This window comes from Pseudovibrio sp. Tun.PSC04-5.I4 (assembly GCF_900104145.1).
Classification (GTDB): Bacteria; Pseudomonadota; Alphaproteobacteria; order Rhizobiales; family Stappiaceae; genus Pseudovibrio.
Genome location: NZ_FNLB01000006.1, coordinates 262,774 through 279,221, shown reverse-complemented (window position 1 = coordinate 279,221; position 16,448 = coordinate 262,774). Strand labels below are relative to the sequence as shown.

Annotated in this window: 13 protein-coding genes; 11 read left to right on the top strand and 2 right to left on the bottom strand. The window is 53.1% G+C overall.

Translation table 11 applies throughout. The annotated features are described in order from the left end of the window. Positions 1-68 precede the first annotated feature (68 nt). Genes soxB through BLS62_RS06290 form a run of 5 tightly spaced genes read left to right on the top strand, consistent with a single transcriptional unit; the run spans position 69 to position 6,100 of the window. A complete protein-coding gene (gene soxB, locus BLS62_RS06310; protein ID WP_093178295.1) occupies positions 69-1,751 on the top strand; it encodes a thiosulfohydrolase SoxB in 1,683 nt (560 codons plus the stop codon). A 44-nt stretch (positions 1,752-1,795) separates the two neighbouring features. Further along, entirely contained in the window at positions 1,796-3,061 is a 1,266-nt protein-coding gene (gene soxC / locus BLS62_RS06305; protein WP_093178293.1) for a sulfite dehydrogenase, read from the top strand. Then, the gene (locus tag BLS62_RS06300) at positions 3,045-4,079 is read left to right on the top strand and encodes a c-type cytochrome (protein WP_093178291.1); all 1,035 of its coding nucleotides are present in this window, start codon (positions 3,045-3,047) and stop codon (positions 4,077-4,079) included. Before soxC ends, BLS62_RS06300 begins: the two co-directional genes overlap by 17 nt. A 13-nt stretch (positions 4,080-4,092) precedes the next feature. After that, complete coding sequence (locus BLS62_RS06295; RefSeq protein WP_093178289.1) at positions 4,093-4,800, top strand: c-type cytochrome; 708 nt, start codon at positions 4,093-4,095, stop codon at positions 4,798-4,800. A gap of 34 nt (positions 4,801-4,834) precedes the next feature. Further along, positions 4,835-6,100 (top strand): NAD(P)/FAD-dependent oxidoreductase, encoded by a 1,266-nt coding sequence (locus BLS62_RS06290; protein ID WP_093178287.1) that lies wholly within the window; start codon positions 4,835-4,837, stop codon positions 6,098-6,100. A gap of 317 nt (positions 6,101-6,417) precedes the next feature. Here BLS62_RS06290 and BLS62_RS06285 read toward each other — a convergent pair whose 3' ends face one another. Further along, positions 6,418-7,068, bottom strand: a complete 651-nt coding sequence (locus BLS62_RS06285) for a redoxin domain-containing protein (protein WP_093178285.1) — start codon at positions 7,066-7,068, stop codon at positions 6,418-6,420. A 176-nt stretch (positions 7,069-7,244) separates the two neighbouring features. Beyond that, complete coding sequence (locus BLS62_RS06280; RefSeq protein WP_093178282.1) at positions 7,245-8,222, bottom strand: GlxA family transcriptional regulator; 978 nt, start codon at positions 8,220-8,222, stop codon at positions 7,245-7,247. Between the two features lie 117 nt (positions 8,223-8,339). On the opposite strand from BLS62_RS06280, the gene BLS62_RS06275 reads away from it, so the two are divergent. The 6 genes from BLS62_RS06275 (at position 8,340) to BLS62_RS06250 (ending at position 16,408) form a co-directional block, all read left to right on the top strand. Next, positions 8,340-9,593, top strand: coding sequence for a sarcosine oxidase subunit beta family protein (locus BLS62_RS06275; protein WP_093188507.1), 1,254 nt, complete (start codon positions 8,340-8,342; stop codon positions 9,591-9,593). Positions 9,594-9,605: 12 nt separating this feature from the next. Beyond that, positions 9,606-9,923 (top strand): sarcosine oxidase subunit delta, encoded by a 318-nt coding sequence (locus BLS62_RS06270; RefSeq protein ID WP_093178280.1) that lies wholly within the window; start codon positions 9,606-9,608, stop codon positions 9,921-9,923. After that, complete coding sequence (locus BLS62_RS06265; protein ID WP_093178277.1) at positions 9,904-12,906, top strand: sarcosine oxidase subunit alpha; 3,003 nt, start codon at positions 9,904-9,906, stop codon at positions 12,904-12,906. Before BLS62_RS06270 ends, BLS62_RS06265 begins: the two co-directional genes overlap by 20 nt. A 13-nt stretch (positions 12,907-12,919) precedes the next feature. After that, positions 12,920-13,432, top strand: coding sequence for a sarcosine oxidase subunit gamma (locus BLS62_RS06260; RefSeq protein ID WP_093178274.1), 513 nt, complete (start codon positions 12,920-12,922; stop codon positions 13,430-13,432). Positions 13,433-14,006: 574 nt separating this feature from the next. After that, positions 14,007-15,281: an aromatic ring-hydroxylating oxygenase subunit alpha gene (locus BLS62_RS06255; RefSeq protein ID WP_093178271.1), complete on the top strand. Its 1,275-nt coding sequence runs from the start codon at positions 14,007-14,009 to the stop codon at positions 15,279-15,281. Beyond that, the gene (locus BLS62_RS06250; protein ID WP_093178268.1) at positions 15,278-16,408 is read left to right on the top strand and encodes an FAD-binding oxidoreductase; all 1,131 of its coding nucleotides are present in this window, start codon (positions 15,278-15,280) and stop codon (positions 16,406-16,408) included. Before BLS62_RS06255 ends, BLS62_RS06250 begins: the two co-directional genes overlap by 4 nt. The last annotated feature ends 40 nt before the right edge of the window (positions 16,409-16,448 follow it).

Here is a 16,448-nt window from a genome sequence, read left to right as displayed (position 1 = left end):
GCTATTCGTAGCAACCTCCTGATCCAAAACAATTTTCTAAATCATAATAGAATACGGAGGGTGCGGAGATGATCTCGCGCCGTGATTTCTTGCAGGCTGGTGTCGCTGCAGCTGCAATTTTTGGGGCTGGAAACTTCCCCGTTTTGGCTGCACGCCAGTCCCTGACGCAAAGCCAGCTTCTGGACTTTAAAACAACCGGTAATGTGACCATTATTCACTTCACGGATTGTCATGCCCAGGTCAAACCTGTCTGGTTCCGCGAACCTTCCGTAAACATTGGTGTCGGTGCCCAAAAGGGATTGCTGCCACACATCACAGGCCAAGACCTGCTGAAGGCCTTCAACTATGAGGCCGGTACGCCAGAAGCCTATGCGTTGACCTCCGAGGATTTTGTGTCCCTCGCCAAGGCCTACGGCAAGATGGGTGGACTGGACCGCGTTTCGACCATCGTGAAATCCATCCGTTCGGAGCGCCCTGACGCGCTGTTCCTTGATGGTGGTGATACGTGGCACGGGTCGATGACTGCGACGAAGACCCAGGGCCAGGACATGGTCAACATGATGAACGCGCTTCAGCCAGACGCGATGACCTCTCACTGGGAGTTCACCTACGGCATTGACCGGGTGAATGAGATTGTTGAGGAGCTGCCGTTCCCGTTTCTTGGTGCGAACATCTTTGACAATGAGTGGGACGAGTCCGCGTTTGAGCCCTACAAGATTTTCGAGCGTGGCGGTGCCAAGGTTGCTGTTATCGGACAGGCCTTCCCTTATATGCCAATCGCCAATCCGGGTTGGATGTTCCCCAACCTTTCCTTCGGTATTCGTGAAGCCCGTATTCAGCAGATGGTTGAAGAGGTGAAGCAGGCAGGTGCGGATGTTGTTGTTCTGCTCAGCCACAATGGCTTTGATGTGGACCGCAAGGTTGCACAGCAGGTTACCGGCATTGACGTTATCCTGAGCGGTCACACCCACGATGCGATTCCCGAGCCTGTTAAAGTCGGCGAGACGATGATTATCGCGTCCGGCTCCAACGGCAAGTTCGTGTCCCGTCTTGATCTGGACGTTGATAAGAACGGCATCAAAGACTTCACCTACAAGCTCATTCCGGTGTTCGCTGATGTGATTACGCCAGACCCTGAAATGAGCGCTCTCATTGAACAAGAGCGTGCGCCCTTCAAGGATGAGCTGGAAGAAGTCATCGGCACAACCGACAGCCTGCTTTATCGTCGTGGCAACTTCAACGGCACATGGGATGATCTGATCTGTCAGGCGCTGATTGAAGAGCGTGAGGCAGACATTGCCTTGTCTCCGGGCTTCCGTTGGGGGCCGACCCTTTTGCCGGGTGAAAATATCACGCGCGAAGACATCCACAACGCCACCAGCATGACCTACCCGAACGCCTATCGTAGTGAGATGACCGGCCAATACATCCATGAAATTTTAGAGGATGTGGCTGATAACCTCTTCAATCCAGACCCTTACTACCAACAGGGCGGCGACATGGTTCGTGTGGGCGGAATGGGCTACTCCATCGACGTGACCAAGCCGGTTGGCGAGCGTGTCACCAACATGACAATGCTGAAAACTGGTGAGGCGGTTGATCCATCCAAGACATACGTTGTGTCCGGTTGGGCTTCTGTCGGCGAAGACACACAGGGGCCAGAGATCTGGCAGGTGGTTGAAGACTACATCAGCCGCAAAGGCACCATCACGATGGACCCGAATTCGACGGTTCGCGTCTCGGGCACTTGATGTCCTTCGGGTTTATGAATTGAACGATCTGATGAGTAATTGAAATGACCGAAAGATTAAAGTCCCCCAGCCGCCGGGGCCTTCTGAAGGGTGGAGCACTGCTGGGCGGAGCCGCTTTAACTGGCGCTGCGCTTCCGGCACGGGCAAATGATCCTGCGATCACCAATCTTCAGCCTTGGATGCAGGAGCTTGGGGATGGTGTTGATGCCCGCCCCTACGGTGTTCCATCTGTATTTGAAGCGCATGTTAAACGGCGCAATGTTGAATGGCTGACCGCTGAGACTGTCAGTTCCATCAATTTTACGCCACTGCATGAACTTGATGGCATCATTACCCCGAATGGGTTGTGCTTTGAGCGCCATCATGGCGGTGCAGCGCATGTTGACCCTGCTGAGCATCGTTTGATGATCAACGGGCTGGTCGACAAAGAACTCGTGTTCACCATGGAAGATATCCTGCGCTTCCCGCGTGAGAACCGCGTGTACTTTCTTGAGTGTGCCGCCAACTCCGGCATGGAGTGGCGCGGTGCGCAGCTCAACGGCTGTCAGTTTACCCATGGCATGATCCATAATGTCATGTACACGGGCGTTCCGCTGAAGTACCTGCTGGAAGAAGCTGGGCTGAAGACCAACGCCAAGTGGATTATGCCAGAAGGCGCTGATGCCTCTGCCATGACACGCTCCATTCCAATGCAAAAAGCGCTGGAAGATTGCCTTGTTGCGTTCAAAATGAACGGCGAGTCCCTTCGCCCTGAGCAAGGGTATCCGCTGCGTCTTGTCGTTCCCGGTTGGGAAGGCAATATGTGGATCAAATGGTTACGCCGCATTGAAGTGGGCGATGAGCCTTGGCATCACCGCGAAGAGACCTCCAAATACACCGATCTAATGGAAAATGGAAAAGCGCGCCGCTTTACCTGGGAGATGGATTGTAAGTCCGTCATAACCAACCCAAGCCCGCAAGCGCCTATTCTCCACAAGAGCGGACACACCGTCCTTTCCGGCGTTGCATGGTCCGGTCGCGGGACTATTCCACGGGTCGATATTACATTAGACGGCGGCAAAAACTGGCATGCGGCACGCATTGATGGACCGAGTTTCGACAAGTCCATGCATCGCTTCTATTTCGAGTTTGATTGGGATGGAAAGCCGATGCTGCTGCAATCTCGTGCGCACGATTCCACTGGCTACATTCAGCCCACGAAAAACGAACTTCGCGCTGTTCGTGGCGAGAATTCCATCTACCACAACAACGCGATCCAGACCTGGCATGTTCGTGAAAATGGTGAGGCGGAAAATGTTGAAATTTCTTAGTTTAATCACCGCAGGAACCATCCTGCTCACAACAGCGGCAACAGCTGGCCCGCTTAACATTGGCCGTGAAGCAACACCTGCAGAAGTCGCCGCATGGAATATTGATGTGCGTCCAGATGGGCAAGGTCTGCCAGAGGGACGTGGAAGCGTAGAACAAGGCGAAGAGATCTTTGTGGAGCGCTGTGCCTCTTGTCATGGTGACTTTGCTGAGGGTGTTGATCGCTGGCCGGTGCTTTCTGGCGGTGGTGATACTTTGACATCTGATCGTCCGGTCAAAACCATCGGGTCGTATTGGCCATACCTTTCCACCGTGTTTGATTACGTCAACCGGGCGATGCCATTTGGCGAGGCTCAGTCGCTTCAACCAAATGATGTTTATGCGATCACTGCCTTCCTGCTTTACGCAAATGATCTTGTTGAAGACGATTTTGAGCTGTCAAAAGAGAACTTCACCTCCATACGGATGCCCAATGAAGATGGGTTCTACATGGATGACCGTGAGACCTCCCCAATCTTCAAAAAGCGTGATGCTTGCATGACGAACTGTAAGGATGAGGTGAAAATCACCGCTCGCGCGCAAGTTCTCGATGTAACGCCGGATGAGCCGAAGGCCGAGGAACCTGCGGTAGAACCAGAACAGGCTGCCGCTGTGGTTGAGCCAACACCAGAGCCTGCTCCCGCTCCCGTCGCACTCGATGAAGCGTTGATCAAAAAAGGCGCGAAGGTCTTCAAAAAATGTAAGTCCTGTCATCAGGTTGGAGATGCCGCAAAGAATAAGGTTGGCCCGGTTCTCAATGGCATCTTTGGACAGCAAGCAGCGGAAGTATCCAACTTCAAATACTCCAAAGCTTTGAAGCAGCTGAATGGTGATGGCCTTGTCTGGTCCGAAGACACACTGGATGCATTCCTGACTAAGCCGAAGAAATTCGTCAAAGGCACCAAAATGTCCTTTGCGGGCCTGAGGAAAGATAAGGATCGCAAAGCCATTATTGAGTTCCTCAAGAGTCATTCTAAATGAATGGATTGGCCAAATGAATGGACTCGCATTGATACGACCTATCGCTCTTGCGCTTGGTGTTCTGGTAGGAGTTGCTTGTGCAGCTTCCGCTCAGGATGCTGAGCGCGGAGCCGTTTTGTTTGAAGAGTGCGCGCGGTGTCATGATGTGGGAGCGGCTGCACAAAACCGAACTGGCCCGAACCTTAATGGCCTGTTTGATCGTAAGGCTGCCAGTATCAACGATGTTCTTTATTCCAAGGCGATGAAGCGGGCTGGCGCAGATGGGTTGATCTGGACCATCGATACGCTCAATATCTACATTGAAAACCCGAAGAACCTCGTTTCCGGTACACGCATGAAGTATCTGGGAATGAAGAGCCAGCAGGACCGCTCTGATCTGCTCGCCTACCTTCGCCAGTTTTCCGTTAGCCCAGCAAATATTCCAGAAGCGTCTGCCAGCTTGTTGCAACAGGATGCCCCGAGCCTGCATGAAGAAGCGTTTCTGGAAGGCGACCATGAGTATGGCGAATACTTATCTGGTGAATGCACGACCTGCCATCAGGTAGATGGATCAGACAAGGGTATTCCCTCTATCACCGGCTGGACCCGTCCTGATTTCATAATTGCTCTGCGGGCCTACAAAAAGGGTCATAGACCACATCCGGTTATGCAAATGATTGCCAGACGATTGTCTGAGGAAGAAATTGCAGCCTTGGCAACTTACTTTAAGGCGTTAAAGTGAACATCAATCGGGCCTTGGGAGGGGAAATTCCATTATGATCATCAATAGACGCCATTTTATTGGTGCTGCTGCTGCCAGCGCTGCGCTGCTCTCTTCACCTGCCGTCCTTGGTAAGACCAGACCACGCGTTGTTGTGGTTGGCGGTGGTGCTGGCGGGGCAACAGCTGCGCGCTACATAGCCAAAGATTCAAAAGGCGCTATTGATGTGATTCTTGTGGAACCCACGCGCCACTATTACTCCTGCTTCTTCTCAAACCTTGCCATTGGCGGGTTTCAGCCTCTTTCCAAACTCGGCCATTCCTACGGTAAACTCGCCAGCGACTACGGTATCAATGTGGTTCACGATTGGGTCACAGCCGTTGACCGCGATGCAAAAACTGTACGGCTCGCAGGCGGGTCTGTACTTTCCTATGACCGGCTGGTTCTCTCACCGGGGATCGACTTTGTAGAGGGTGCTGTTCCGGGATGGGATGTAACTGCCCAAACAAAAATGCCTCACGCCTACAAAGGCGGCACTCAAACAGCGTTGCTCAAGGCGCAGGTTGAAGCGATGCCGGAAGGTGGGACCTACGTTACAGTTGCCCCGCCTAACCCTTACCGCTGCCCTCCCGGACCCTATGAGCGGGTGTCCATGGTGGCGCATATTTTAAAGCAACGAAACCCGACCGCCAAAATCCTCATTCTTGATCCCAAGGAGAAGTTTTCCAAACAAGGGCTCTTCATGGAAGGCTGGGAAGACTACTATCCGGGAATGATTGACTGGTTGACCTCCGACTTCACCGGCGGCGTTCAAAGGGTTGATCCGAACACTATGGAAGTGGTGCTCGAAGATGAAATCATCAAAGCTGATGTTTGCAATGTGATCCCCGCCATGAGAGCCGGGCGCATCGTTCAACAGGCAGATTTGACGAATGAAGACGGCTGGTGCCCGATTGTTCCGGCAACGCTGCAAAGCCGGTTTGACGAGAACATTCATGTTCTGGGAGATTCAACGGTCAATGGTGACATGCCCAAGTCGGCCTATGCCGCCAACAGTCAGGCCAAGGCGGCCTCCATGGCAATTCGTGCAGCGCTCATTGGATCACGGACCTTCAAGCCACGCTTCTCCAACACCTGTTGGTCGCTCATTTCACCTGACAACGGCGTCAAGGTTGGCGCGACTTATGTAGCCACCGACGAAAAGATCGCCAAGGTTGATGGCTTCATCTCTCAGAACCATGAGGACGCTGGTTTGCGCAAGCGGACCTATGAGGAGAGCTTGGGCTGGTATACCGGAATGGCACGGGACATGTTTGGGTAGGTGTCTGGTCTGGCTGGGGTGTTTGAATTTGATGCCGCGAGGGTCAATAATTTGAACCGGCAACGGGGATAGATTTAATCTATCCTCCTTGATGGGGTCGTGATCGTTTCACCTTATCCTACAGGCAGACCCTTTTGCCAGAGTTGGGCCTGCGAACCGGCAAAGACGGCTCGTGACACAGTACAACGCATTTTTTGCGGAAACCACGCAAGTCAACGCACATAAGAACGCAAGCGGATGTGAAGCTCGGAGCACCTCAACAAGGGAGAGGCCCACCCCGCGAAGGGGTGGCCTGAGTTATTTCCTGCCACGTAGGTTCAGCGCGGGGCCGCGACCGTGCGCAGATAGGGCAGCACTGTTTTCACAATGCCAAATTTGGTTTCTGCATCCTTTGTGGTGAGTGACGTTGGTACAATCACATCCTGCCCGGGTTGCCAATCAGCCGGAGTCGCGACACCTTTGGCTGCCATCTGAAGCCCATCCAAAGAGCGCAGAATTTCTGAAAAATTACGCCCCACCGTCATAGGATAGGTCATCATCAATTTCACTTGCTTGTCTGGTCCGATGATGAAGACTGAGCGTACAGTGGCCGAGTCTGCAGGGGAGCGGCCATCCGGTAGCACATATTCCGATGGCAACATGTCGAACGCTTTTGCCATCTCCAATCCATCATCCGCTACAATCGCAAATTCCGGTTTAGCCCCGCCAACGGCTTCAATATCAACCTTCCACTTTTTATGATCTTCGACACCATCAACCGAAACCCCCAAAACTTTGGTGTTTCGCGCTTCCCATTCATTGGCCAACTGCATCACAGCACTAAATTCAGTTGTACAAACAGGGGTGAAGTCCTTGGGATGAGAGAAAATAATCGCCCAGCTGTCGCCTACCCACTCGCGAAGATTGATCTCTCCCAAGTCTGTGGTGACAGTCAAATCGGGAATTGTATCGTTTATGCGTAAAACCATGACGAGTCCTCTTCTGAAATACTAGCAGTTTTAATATACGCTCCCCATCAAGCGGTTTTATAACTGTAGTGCAACTATGAGAAGTAAGCATCATGATTTGAGGGGGCTACTCCGATTGTGTGTTCAGGTCCGCCTGTAAACGCAACAGACACGCGGTCCACCAGCTCCCAGAGAAGCTACCTCACAGATTTTCGAAACGCAGTTGCCGTTTGTGCGGCGTGCTTTTGGAAGGCCTTGTTAAAGTGGGACGCATCAAAAAAGCCAACTCGGATGGCCACGTCAGTAATGCTGGCTTGTGTTTCGCTCAGCAAGCGCTTTGCCTCCTCAATTCGAATATGAATAAGCGCTTCAGCTGGGGATTTACCTAGATCGGCACGGAACTTCTTTTCTAATGTCCGCCGTCCCACACCCAGGTGCTCACAAAGTGGCTTAATACCGCGCAAACTTTCCGTTTCCTGCTGCATAATCAACAGTGCTCGCTGCACCAGATTGTCCTTAGCCATAAGCGAGACTGGAAGATAAGGCTGAGCCTTATTGGCATCAAAAGCATCATCCACCATCAAAATATGAAGACTCTTGCGGGCTTGTGGAAGGCCGATGTGTCGCTCCACCAAATACGCCGCGACATGCACTGCGCTTGTACCGCCAGAGCAGGAGATCCGGTCACGGTCAACCACAAAAATGCGGTCCGAGACAGGTTCAAGACCGTCAAACTGCTCCAGAAAATCTGTTCGGTGAAACCAGCTTACGCAGCATCTGTAGCCATTCATCAACCCCGCCCGGTGAAGAATGAAGCTGCCTGTACACAGCCCAATCAGCGGCACTCCTTTGGATACAGCTGATTTCAAGTAGGCCACATAACGCGTGTCTAGTCGCTCAATGTGGCCGATCAACCCTCCCACCACGACGATATAATCAAAACTATCTGGGGCAACCAAACTTTCATCGGGATGAACAAGCAACCCGCAACTGGCACGAATGGGCTTCATATCCGGTGCAATTACGTTCCAGCTGCACAAGATGGGGCGACTGTTGTCTCCCTCGTCGGCAGAAAGCCGCAGCACATCAATAAAACTGGCAAAGGCAGAGAGCGTAAAACGGTTTGCAAGAATGAACCCAACTCGCAGGGCTGGCCCTGATTTTGGTTTTACCATGGCTTTCCCTTAGCTTTTCGAGCTGTCATGGACGCATATATACTCGTTGATTTCGCAAATATACCATACATGATATTTCAGAGCGAGCAAACTACCTTGAATTCCGAGGAGGTAGCCTTGTCCAGATTTTCCGCGCTTTCGCTCCTGAAAGGAGCTGTTACCGGTTACAAAAATGTAGAGCCGCAATGGCCAGATGCACAGCTGAAAGATGAATATGATGTCATCATAGTTGGTGCTGGCGGGCACGGTTTGGGAGCCGCGTATTACCTGGCCAAAGAACACGGCATCACCAATGTGGCCATCATTGACAAAGGCTGGCTAGGCGGTGGCAATACCGGACGCAACACCACCATTATCCGCTCCAACTATTTGTATGATGAGAGCGCACGGCTTTATGATCACGCAGTCGATCTGTGGGATGGTCTCAGTCAGGAGCTGAACTACAACGTCATGTTCTCCAAGCGCGGCGTGATGATGCTGGCGCACAATGTGCATGATATGCAAAGCTTTAAGCGTCACATCCATTCTAACCGCCTCAACGGCGTAGACAATGTATGGCTGACCACCGAGCAAGCCAAAGAGAAATGCCCAGCGCTGAACATTTCACCAAACGCCCGTTACCCAGTCGTCGGCGCTGCCTTTCAGCAGCGGGCGGGAACTGCCCGTCACGATGCGGTGGCCTGGGGCTATGCCCGTGCTGCTGCAGCGCGCGGTGTTGATATTGTGCAGAACTGTCCGGTTCTTTCCATCAGTCGTGGTCCAGACGGTGCCGTCAATGGCTTGGAAACAGCACGCGGTTTTGTAAAAGCCAAGAAGATTGCCATTTCTGCAGCAGGTGGCACCTCTGTGATTATGGATACAGCCGGCGTTCGTTTACCGCTGGAAAGTTACCCGCTTCAAGCACTTGTATCTGAACCGGTTAAGCCGATTTTCCCCGGCGTGGTCATGTCCAACACAGTCCATGCCTATATCAGCCAATCCGATAAAGGCGAGTTGGTCATAGGCTCTGGCACTGACCAGTATGTCTCCTACTCCCAGCGCGGCGGCCTGCCACTCATTGAGCATACACTCGCGGCGATATGTGAGGTGTTCCCGGTGTTCCGCCGCATGCGCATGTTGCGCAAGTGGGGCGGTATAGTAGATGTAACGCCCGATCGTTCGCCAATTTTGGGCAAAACCCCTGTCAGCGGGCTTTACCTCAACTGCGGCTGGGGCACAGGCGGGTTCAAAGCCACTCCGGGTTCGGCTCATGTCTTCGCCCACACTATTGCAAATGATGAACCACACCCAATCAACGCACCGTTTACGCTTTCTCGATTTGAGACAGGTCGTTTGATCGACGAGGCAGCAGCTGCTGCTGTGGCACACTGAGGAGGAAACAGCATGCTCCTGATCCACTGCCCTTATTGCAATGAGACCCTGCCTGAGCTTGAATTTGACTATTCCGGGCAAGCACATGTCGCACGACCTGAGAACCCTGCCCAAGCTACAGATGCGCAATGGATGGATTACCTCTTCATCCGTTCTAATGTGCGGGGTGAACATGCTGAGCAATGGCGCCACTCCCATGGTTGCGGGCGATACTTCAACGCTATTCGCAACACCGTTACAGACAAATTTGTAGCCACTTATCCGATGGGCGAGCCGCGTCCAGACATCAACGAAGCGGGTGACGAGAAAAATGAACAACTGGCGTGTTGAGGGCAAAGGCCGCATCAATCTGGACAAGCGTGTTCGCTTCACCTTTGATGGCGCCACCTTTGAAGGCTATGAAGGCGACACAGTTGCGTCTGCCCTGTTGGCAAACGGTGTGCACCTTATGGGCCGCTCATTTAAGTACCACCGTCCGCGCGGCCCTGTAACCGCTGGCTCAGAAGAACCCAACGCGTTGATCAACACCGCTCGTCCGGGCAAAGGGCTGGGTGAACCAAATACACGTGCCACGGTGCAAGAGATCTACGAGGGCTTGAGCACCTCAAGCCAGAACAAGTGGCCGAGCCTGAGCTTTGATGTGGGTGAGATCAACGACAAACTCTACCCTTTCCTTGCCGCCGGGTTTTACTACAAAACCTTCATGTGGCCGAAAAGCTTTTGGGACAAAATCTATGAGCCCATCATCCGAGCCTCAGCAGGCTTAGGCGTTGCACCAACTGAGCCAGATGCAGACACCTATGCCGCGCGTTATCTGCACGCGGAGTTGCTTGTCATTGGGTCAGGTCCGGCAGGTCTTGCTGCCGCGCTCACTGCCGCTCGCAGCGGAGCCGATGTTGTGCTGGTGGATGAACACCGCGAATTGGGCGGTTCCTTGCTTTATGAGAATACCGCACAAGTAGATGAGCAACCTGCTGAAAGTTGGTTGGCGACCACTGTTACAGAGCTGCAATCAGCACAGAATGTACGCATCCTCACCCGTGCCACCGCGATGGGCTACTATCATGAAAACATGGTGGGTGTTGTCGAAAAACTGACAGACCATCTGGCAGAGGTGCCTGCCAATGCCCCGCGTGAGCGTATGTGGCGCATTCGCGCCAAGGAAGTCATTCTTGCCCAAGGAGCTATTGAGCGCCCACTGGTCTTTGACGGCAATGACCGCCCCGGCGTGCTGATGGCAAGCGCCGCTCAAACCTACCTCAATCGCTTTGGCGTGAAGGTGGGGAACGCTGCTGCTGTTGTCACCTCCCATGACAGTGCGTGGCACGTTGCCTTTGATATGGCTGATGCCGGGGTTAAAATCCCAGTAATCGTGGACTTGCGTCACAGCGTACCCGAAGCCTTGCGGAACGAAGCAGGCAAACGCGGTATTGAATTCAAATTGAGGCACACCGTCACCACCGTAAAGGGGCGCAAACGCGCCAACAGCATTACTGTTGGCAAAGTCGCTCCAGACAACCAAGTCAGCGATCTCAGCACGTTTGCTTGCGATGCGGTGCTGATGAGTGGAGGCTGGACGCCCTCCTTACACCTGTTCTCTCACACCAAGGGCAGCCTTGTGTGGGATGCAGAAAATGAAGCATTTCTGCCGGGAGAAAAAACCGAGCGCTGTCATATCGCCGGGGCTAGTCGCGGACTTTGGGGCCAGCAAAGTGCCTTTGACGATGGTGTCAAAGCGGCTGCAGCGGCATTAGGTTCCCTCGGTAAAGCTGTCACATCTGTTGCAATCACGGTCAGCGCGGATCGTATTGGATCTGGCGAAGTGTTTGAGGAACTGCCAACCAACGGCCAATCAGCAACCCAGCGCGCCTTTGTTGATTTCCAAAACGATGTGACCGCCAAAGACATCCGCCTCGCCGTGCGTGAGGGCATGCGGTCCATTGAACACATCAAACGCTTTACCACCAACGGCATGGCAACCGATCAGGGAAAGCTCTCCAACATGAACGGCTTGAAAATTGCGGCCGATCAGTTGGGGCGTCCTGTACCAAAAGTGGGTCTGACGACCTTCCGACCTCCTTATACGCCGACCACATTTGGCAGTTTTGCAGGATACCACAAGGACGAGTTGTTCGAGGTCACCCGTAAAACCAACGTGGACAGTTGGGCGGAAGAAAACAACGCTGTGTTTGAACCGGTCTCACTGTGGCGCCGTGCCTGGTATTATCCAAAAGCTGGCGAAGACATGCACGCTGCCGTGATGCGCGAGTGTCGCGAGACCCGCGCCTCCGTCGGCATGTTTGACGCGTCAACTCTGGGTAAGATTGAGATTGTCGGTCCCGATGCGGCCGAATTCATGAACCGCATGTACACCAACCCATGGACAAAGCTTGCTCCGGGGCGGTGTCGCTATGGCCTGCTGCTGGGAGAGGATGGTTTCATCCGTGATGATGGAGTGATTGGGCGTATTGCTGAAGATCGCTTCCATGTGACCACCACCACTGGCGGAGCAGCCCGTGTGTTGACTATGCTGGAGCATTTCCTGCAAACCGAATGGCCGGATCTGGATGTGTGGCTCACCTCAACAACCGAGCAGTGGTCAACCATCGCGCTCAATGGCCCCAATGCCCGCAAATTACTAGAACCCTTCGTGGAAGGAGCTGACCTCTCTGCAGAGAGCTTTCCGCATATGGCACTGCGTGAATGCACCGTGGGCGGCTTTAAAGCACGCCTGTTCCGCATCAGCTTTACCGGCGAGCTTGGCTTTGAGGTAAACGTACCTGCTGAGCATGGCCGCGCCCTCTGGGAGATTCTGTACAACGAAGGTCAAAAATACGATGTATGCGTTTATGGAACGGAGACCATGCACGTGCTGCGGGCGGAAAAAGGTTACATCATTGTCGGGCAAGACACAGATGGCACCGTTACGCCTGCTGATGCTGGCCTAACATGGGCAATCGGTAAGAAGAAGCCAGATTTTGTTGGCAAACGCTCCCTCACCCGCCCGGACATGCTGCTGCCAACTCGCAAACAACTGATTGGCCTGCTTACGGAAGACCCCAAGGTGGTGTTGGAAGAAGGTGCCCAGATTGTTGAGTGCGGCGATACATCCATTCCAGCAAAGATGCTGGGGCATGTCACCTCCTCCTACTGGAGTTCAGCTCTGGGCCGCTCCATTGCCATGGCGCTGGTAGAAGGCGGGTTTGAGCGCAATGGCAAAACCATCGATATTCCAATGCCAGATAAAACCCATCGTGCAACCGTCACAGGGACTGTATTTTACGACCCTGAGGGCGAGCGGATCAAAATGTAAGGGGGCGCAGACAATGGTGTTTAATACAAAAATTGAAACTATCCCTGCCGCTGGCCGGTTCAGCCTTCGGTGTAAAGAGCAAAATGTGGCCGCTCTTTCCCAAGCGCTGGGTTTGACACTGCCTGCAAAAATCAGCGAGCAGAGCACGGCCGATGGACGATCTCTCTTAAAACTGGGACCAGACGAATGGGTCCTGACCTGCTCAACCCAAGATAAACCTGCCATTGAGGACGCATTAGCTGCTGTCTACCCCAATGCACTTCACAACCTGACCGATATTTCCAGCCGCGAGATGAGCATCCGCGTTTTTGGTGATCAGGCAGAGGAATTGCTGTCTACTTCCTGCCCGCGCGACTTGGCACAGCTCACTCCGGGCCGGGGGGTACGGACGATCTTCGACAGTGTGCAGGTGATCTTAACGCGAGAAGCTGAAAATCAGTTTCGGCTGGATATCTGGCGCTCATTCTTTCCCCATGTCCATGGGCTTTTGAAAGCAGCAAGCCTGGAATTTGAGAGCGGAGTTTAGGCTCAGTCTATACATCCTAGACGACCTAGAGCGCCTTACAGAATTGGCGGGATTTCGCGGATATCGTGTTTCCCGCCAATTCTGTAAATAAATAGACATTCATTTCTCATAAACTCTACGAGAACTCACAATCAAGCCAGCCTATTTTACAGAATTTCAGAGAGAAATCTCTAATTTTTCAGGTAGTTTCGAACAGTATGCAACAATAGCGGATACTGATGTCGCAGTGACTGTGATCACAACGCAGGCGCGTCGCATTTATACTGCCTTTTTGCCTCAAAATTCCTGCCACCACGCGTTCAATTCGAACTAACTTTCTAAATCAGCCTAATCGCCTGACCTGCCCGAAATCCGGCAAAGGCGGTTAAATACAGGTTAGCTATCGCATAAGAATGAGGGAGGCTCCCGATGCAAATTATGGCCTGCAACACAGTCCGTGCCGCGCACGTTACCGCCTCCCAAAACAGGAGCACCTTCTGCATCAAGTGTGTGAAAGCTGCTCGGTTTTATTCCTTCGACCCCTCCTGCACAGGCTATCTTCCCAGGCACCATTTAAAGGCCGAGGTATCTGATCATGCGCTCTTCTTTTAATATTCAAGAACTCGTAGACCGGCGCAAAAAAGGCCGTAGCCTGGAAGCACCTTTCTATAGTGCACCCGAATTTCTTGATCTGGATATCGACGCAATTTTTCGCCAACTCTGGGTTTTTGTTGCAGTAGAGCCGGAACTACCAGAACCTGGCGATTGTGTCACCGTAGAGATCGGCGGAACATCCATTCTGCTTCTGCGTGGCGACGACATGGGCATCCGCGCTTTCCACAATGTTTGCCGCCATCGCGGCGCAAGGCTTATCGACGAACGCACAACGACGATCGGGAACATCGTTTGTCGATACCATGGCTGGACCTATAACGAAGATGGAAAGCTTATCCTTGCAGAACACATGGGCGCAGATTTTGACAAAGACTGTCATGGCCTCAAAGCCATCCATTTGCGTTCGATTAGCGGGTTGATTTTCATTTGTCTCGCAGAAAACCCTCCCGAAGACATCGAGGAAATGACGCGTGTGATGGAGCCTTATCTGGCACTGCATGACATCGCCAACTGTAAGGTAGCTCACACGACCGATTTGATCGAAGAGGGCAACTGGAAGCTAACAATTGAGAACAATCGCGAATGCTATCATTGTGAAGGCACGCACCCACAACTGACAGTACCGCTTTCCGAATTTGGCTTTGGCTTTTCCCCCGACGAGATGGATGAGCGCAGGTCAGAAGATGTCCAAAATTACCTGAAAGTGCTGGAGAGGGACCATAAGCGCTGGGAAGCGGACGGGTTGCCCTCCGCCGAAATGGACCGCCTCTCCAATACCACCAGTTTTCGCGCTATGCGACTGCCCCTGATGGGAGAAGGGGAATCTCATACGCTGGACACTAAAATCGCCTCGAAAAAGCTGCTAGGCGCCTTTACCGACGCCAAACTGGGTGGATTGAGTTTCTGGACCCACCCGAATTCCTGGCACCATTTTATGAGCGACCACATCGTTACCTTCTCGGCACTGCCAATCTCCCCAGGCCGGACATTGGTCCGCACCACCTGGCTGGTCCACAAAGACGCCATTGAGGGAGAGCATTACAACCTTGAAAACCTGAAGCAAGTCTGGACAATGACCAACCAGCAGGATGCTGACCTTGTGCGCCTTGCTCAAATCGGCTGCGAAGACCCTGCCTATGAACCGGGGCCTTACTCGCAGTTTACAGAACCACATCTGGAAACATTCTGCGACTGGTACATTGCGCGGCTACAAGAGCACTTCGCCTCCTGTGAACTGGAGGTGCCAGCAGAATGACCGTAAACCCGACACCGGAAAGCCTGCAAAACGCGTCACTGCGAGCTGATGACAAATTCACTGAGGCAACTCGCGTACCGTATTGGGATCCTGAATTAGATGACGTGCTTGTTTGCCGGCAGGTCCGTCAGGAAACGCATGACGTAAAGACCTTCCTCTTTTCAGCCCGTGAACCACGCGACTTCCGGTTTTACCCGGGGCAACATATGACCTTTGAGCTTCCTGTCGAAGGCATGATCATGCGCAGCTACACCATATCCGCTTCCGCAGCACGCCCTTACCGGATCGAAATTACAGTCAAACGCGTTCCCGGAGGTCCTGGTTCCAACTGGCTCCATGACAACATGGTTCCGGGCAAAGAAGTAAATGTCTCCGGCCCAGCGGGCGAGTTTACGACCGACGCCACCATTGAGGAGAAGTTTCTATTTATTTCCGCTGGCAGTGGCATCACTCCAATGATGTCCATGACGCGCACTGCCTGCGATCTGTCGGAGCCGACAGATCTGTATTTCCTACATGCGGCACGGACGCCGTCCGACATCATTTTCAAAGACGAACTCGCGTTGCTGGCCGCCCAGAATCTGGGGCTGAAACTTGCGTTCACCTGCGATACCGCATCAGCCCATCATAGCTGGAGTGGTTACACAGGCCGTCTCAACATACAAATGTTGTCCCTCATGACGCCTGATTTCAAAGAACGCAAAGTATTTTGTTGCGGACCGGCTCGCTTCATGGAGGGCGTTCGAAACATGTTGCAGGACGCCGGTTTTGATATGGAGAAGTATCACGAAGAGAGCTTCGACTTCGGTGCGGAAACGGCAGGGTCATTCGAAGACCCTACTTCAGCGCCCGAAATCAGCGAGCAGACCTTCCGCGTCAACTTCACCAAAACCGGCCATGTGGTCGAATGCGGTCCAGGTATGACAATCCTATCGGCAGCTCGCGAGGCCGGGCTTTTACCGCTGTCCTCATGTCAACGCGGAATCTGCGGCACCTGCAAATCAAAGCTCATCTCGGGCGAAGTAGACATGCAGCACGGCGGCGGCATCCGCCAGCGCGAGATTGATCAGGGCAAAATTCTGATCTGCTGCGCAACACCTCTGTCGAACGTAGAAATTGAACTCTAACACCTCAGTCTACCCACCATGCGCATCAATCAAGCCGCGT

Bases quoted from the DNA above. Each gene is read 5' to 3' on its own strand.
- BLS62_RS06295 (WP_093178289.1), top strand. From the start codon at position 4,093: ATGAATGGACTCGCATTGATACGACCTATCGCTCTTGCGCTTGGTGTT.
- BLS62_RS06290 (WP_093178287.1), top strand. From the start codon at position 4,835: ATGATCATCAATAGACGCCATTTTATTGGTGCTGCTGCTGCCAGCGCT.
- BLS62_RS06280 (WP_093178282.1), bottom strand. From the start codon at position 8,222: ATGGTAAAACCAAAATCAGGGCCAGCCCTGCGAGTTGGGTTCATTCTT.
- soxC (WP_093178293.1), top strand. From the start codon at position 1,796: ATGACCGAAAGATTAAAGTCCCCCAGCCGCCGGGGCCTTCTGAAGGGT.
- soxB (WP_093178295.1), top strand. From the start codon at position 69: ATGATCTCGCGCCGTGATTTCTTGCAGGCTGGTGTCGCTGCAGCTGCA.
- BLS62_RS06285 (WP_093178285.1), bottom strand. From the start codon at position 7,068: ATGGTTTTACGCATAAACGATACAATTCCCGATTTGACTGTCACCACA.
- BLS62_RS06260 (WP_093178274.1), top strand. From the start codon at position 12,920: ATGGTGTTTAATACAAAAATTGAAACTATCCCTGCCGCTGGCCGGTTC.
- BLS62_RS06265 (WP_093178277.1), top strand. From the start codon at position 9,904: ATGAACAACTGGCGTGTTGAGGGCAAAGGCCGCATCAATCTGGACAAG.
- BLS62_RS06250 (WP_093178268.1), top strand. From the start codon at position 15,278: ATGACCGTAAACCCGACACCGGAAAGCCTGCAAAACGCGTCACTGCGA.
- BLS62_RS06300 (WP_093178291.1), top strand. From the start codon at position 3,045: ATGTTGAAATTTCTTAGTTTAATCACCGCAGGAACCATCCTGCTCACA.
- BLS62_RS06270 (WP_093178280.1), top strand. From the start codon at position 9,606: ATGCTCCTGATCCACTGCCCTTATTGCAATGAGACCCTGCCTGAGCTT.
- BLS62_RS06255 (WP_093178271.1), top strand. From the start codon at position 14,007: ATGCGCTCTTCTTTTAATATTCAAGAACTCGTAGACCGGCGCAAAAAA.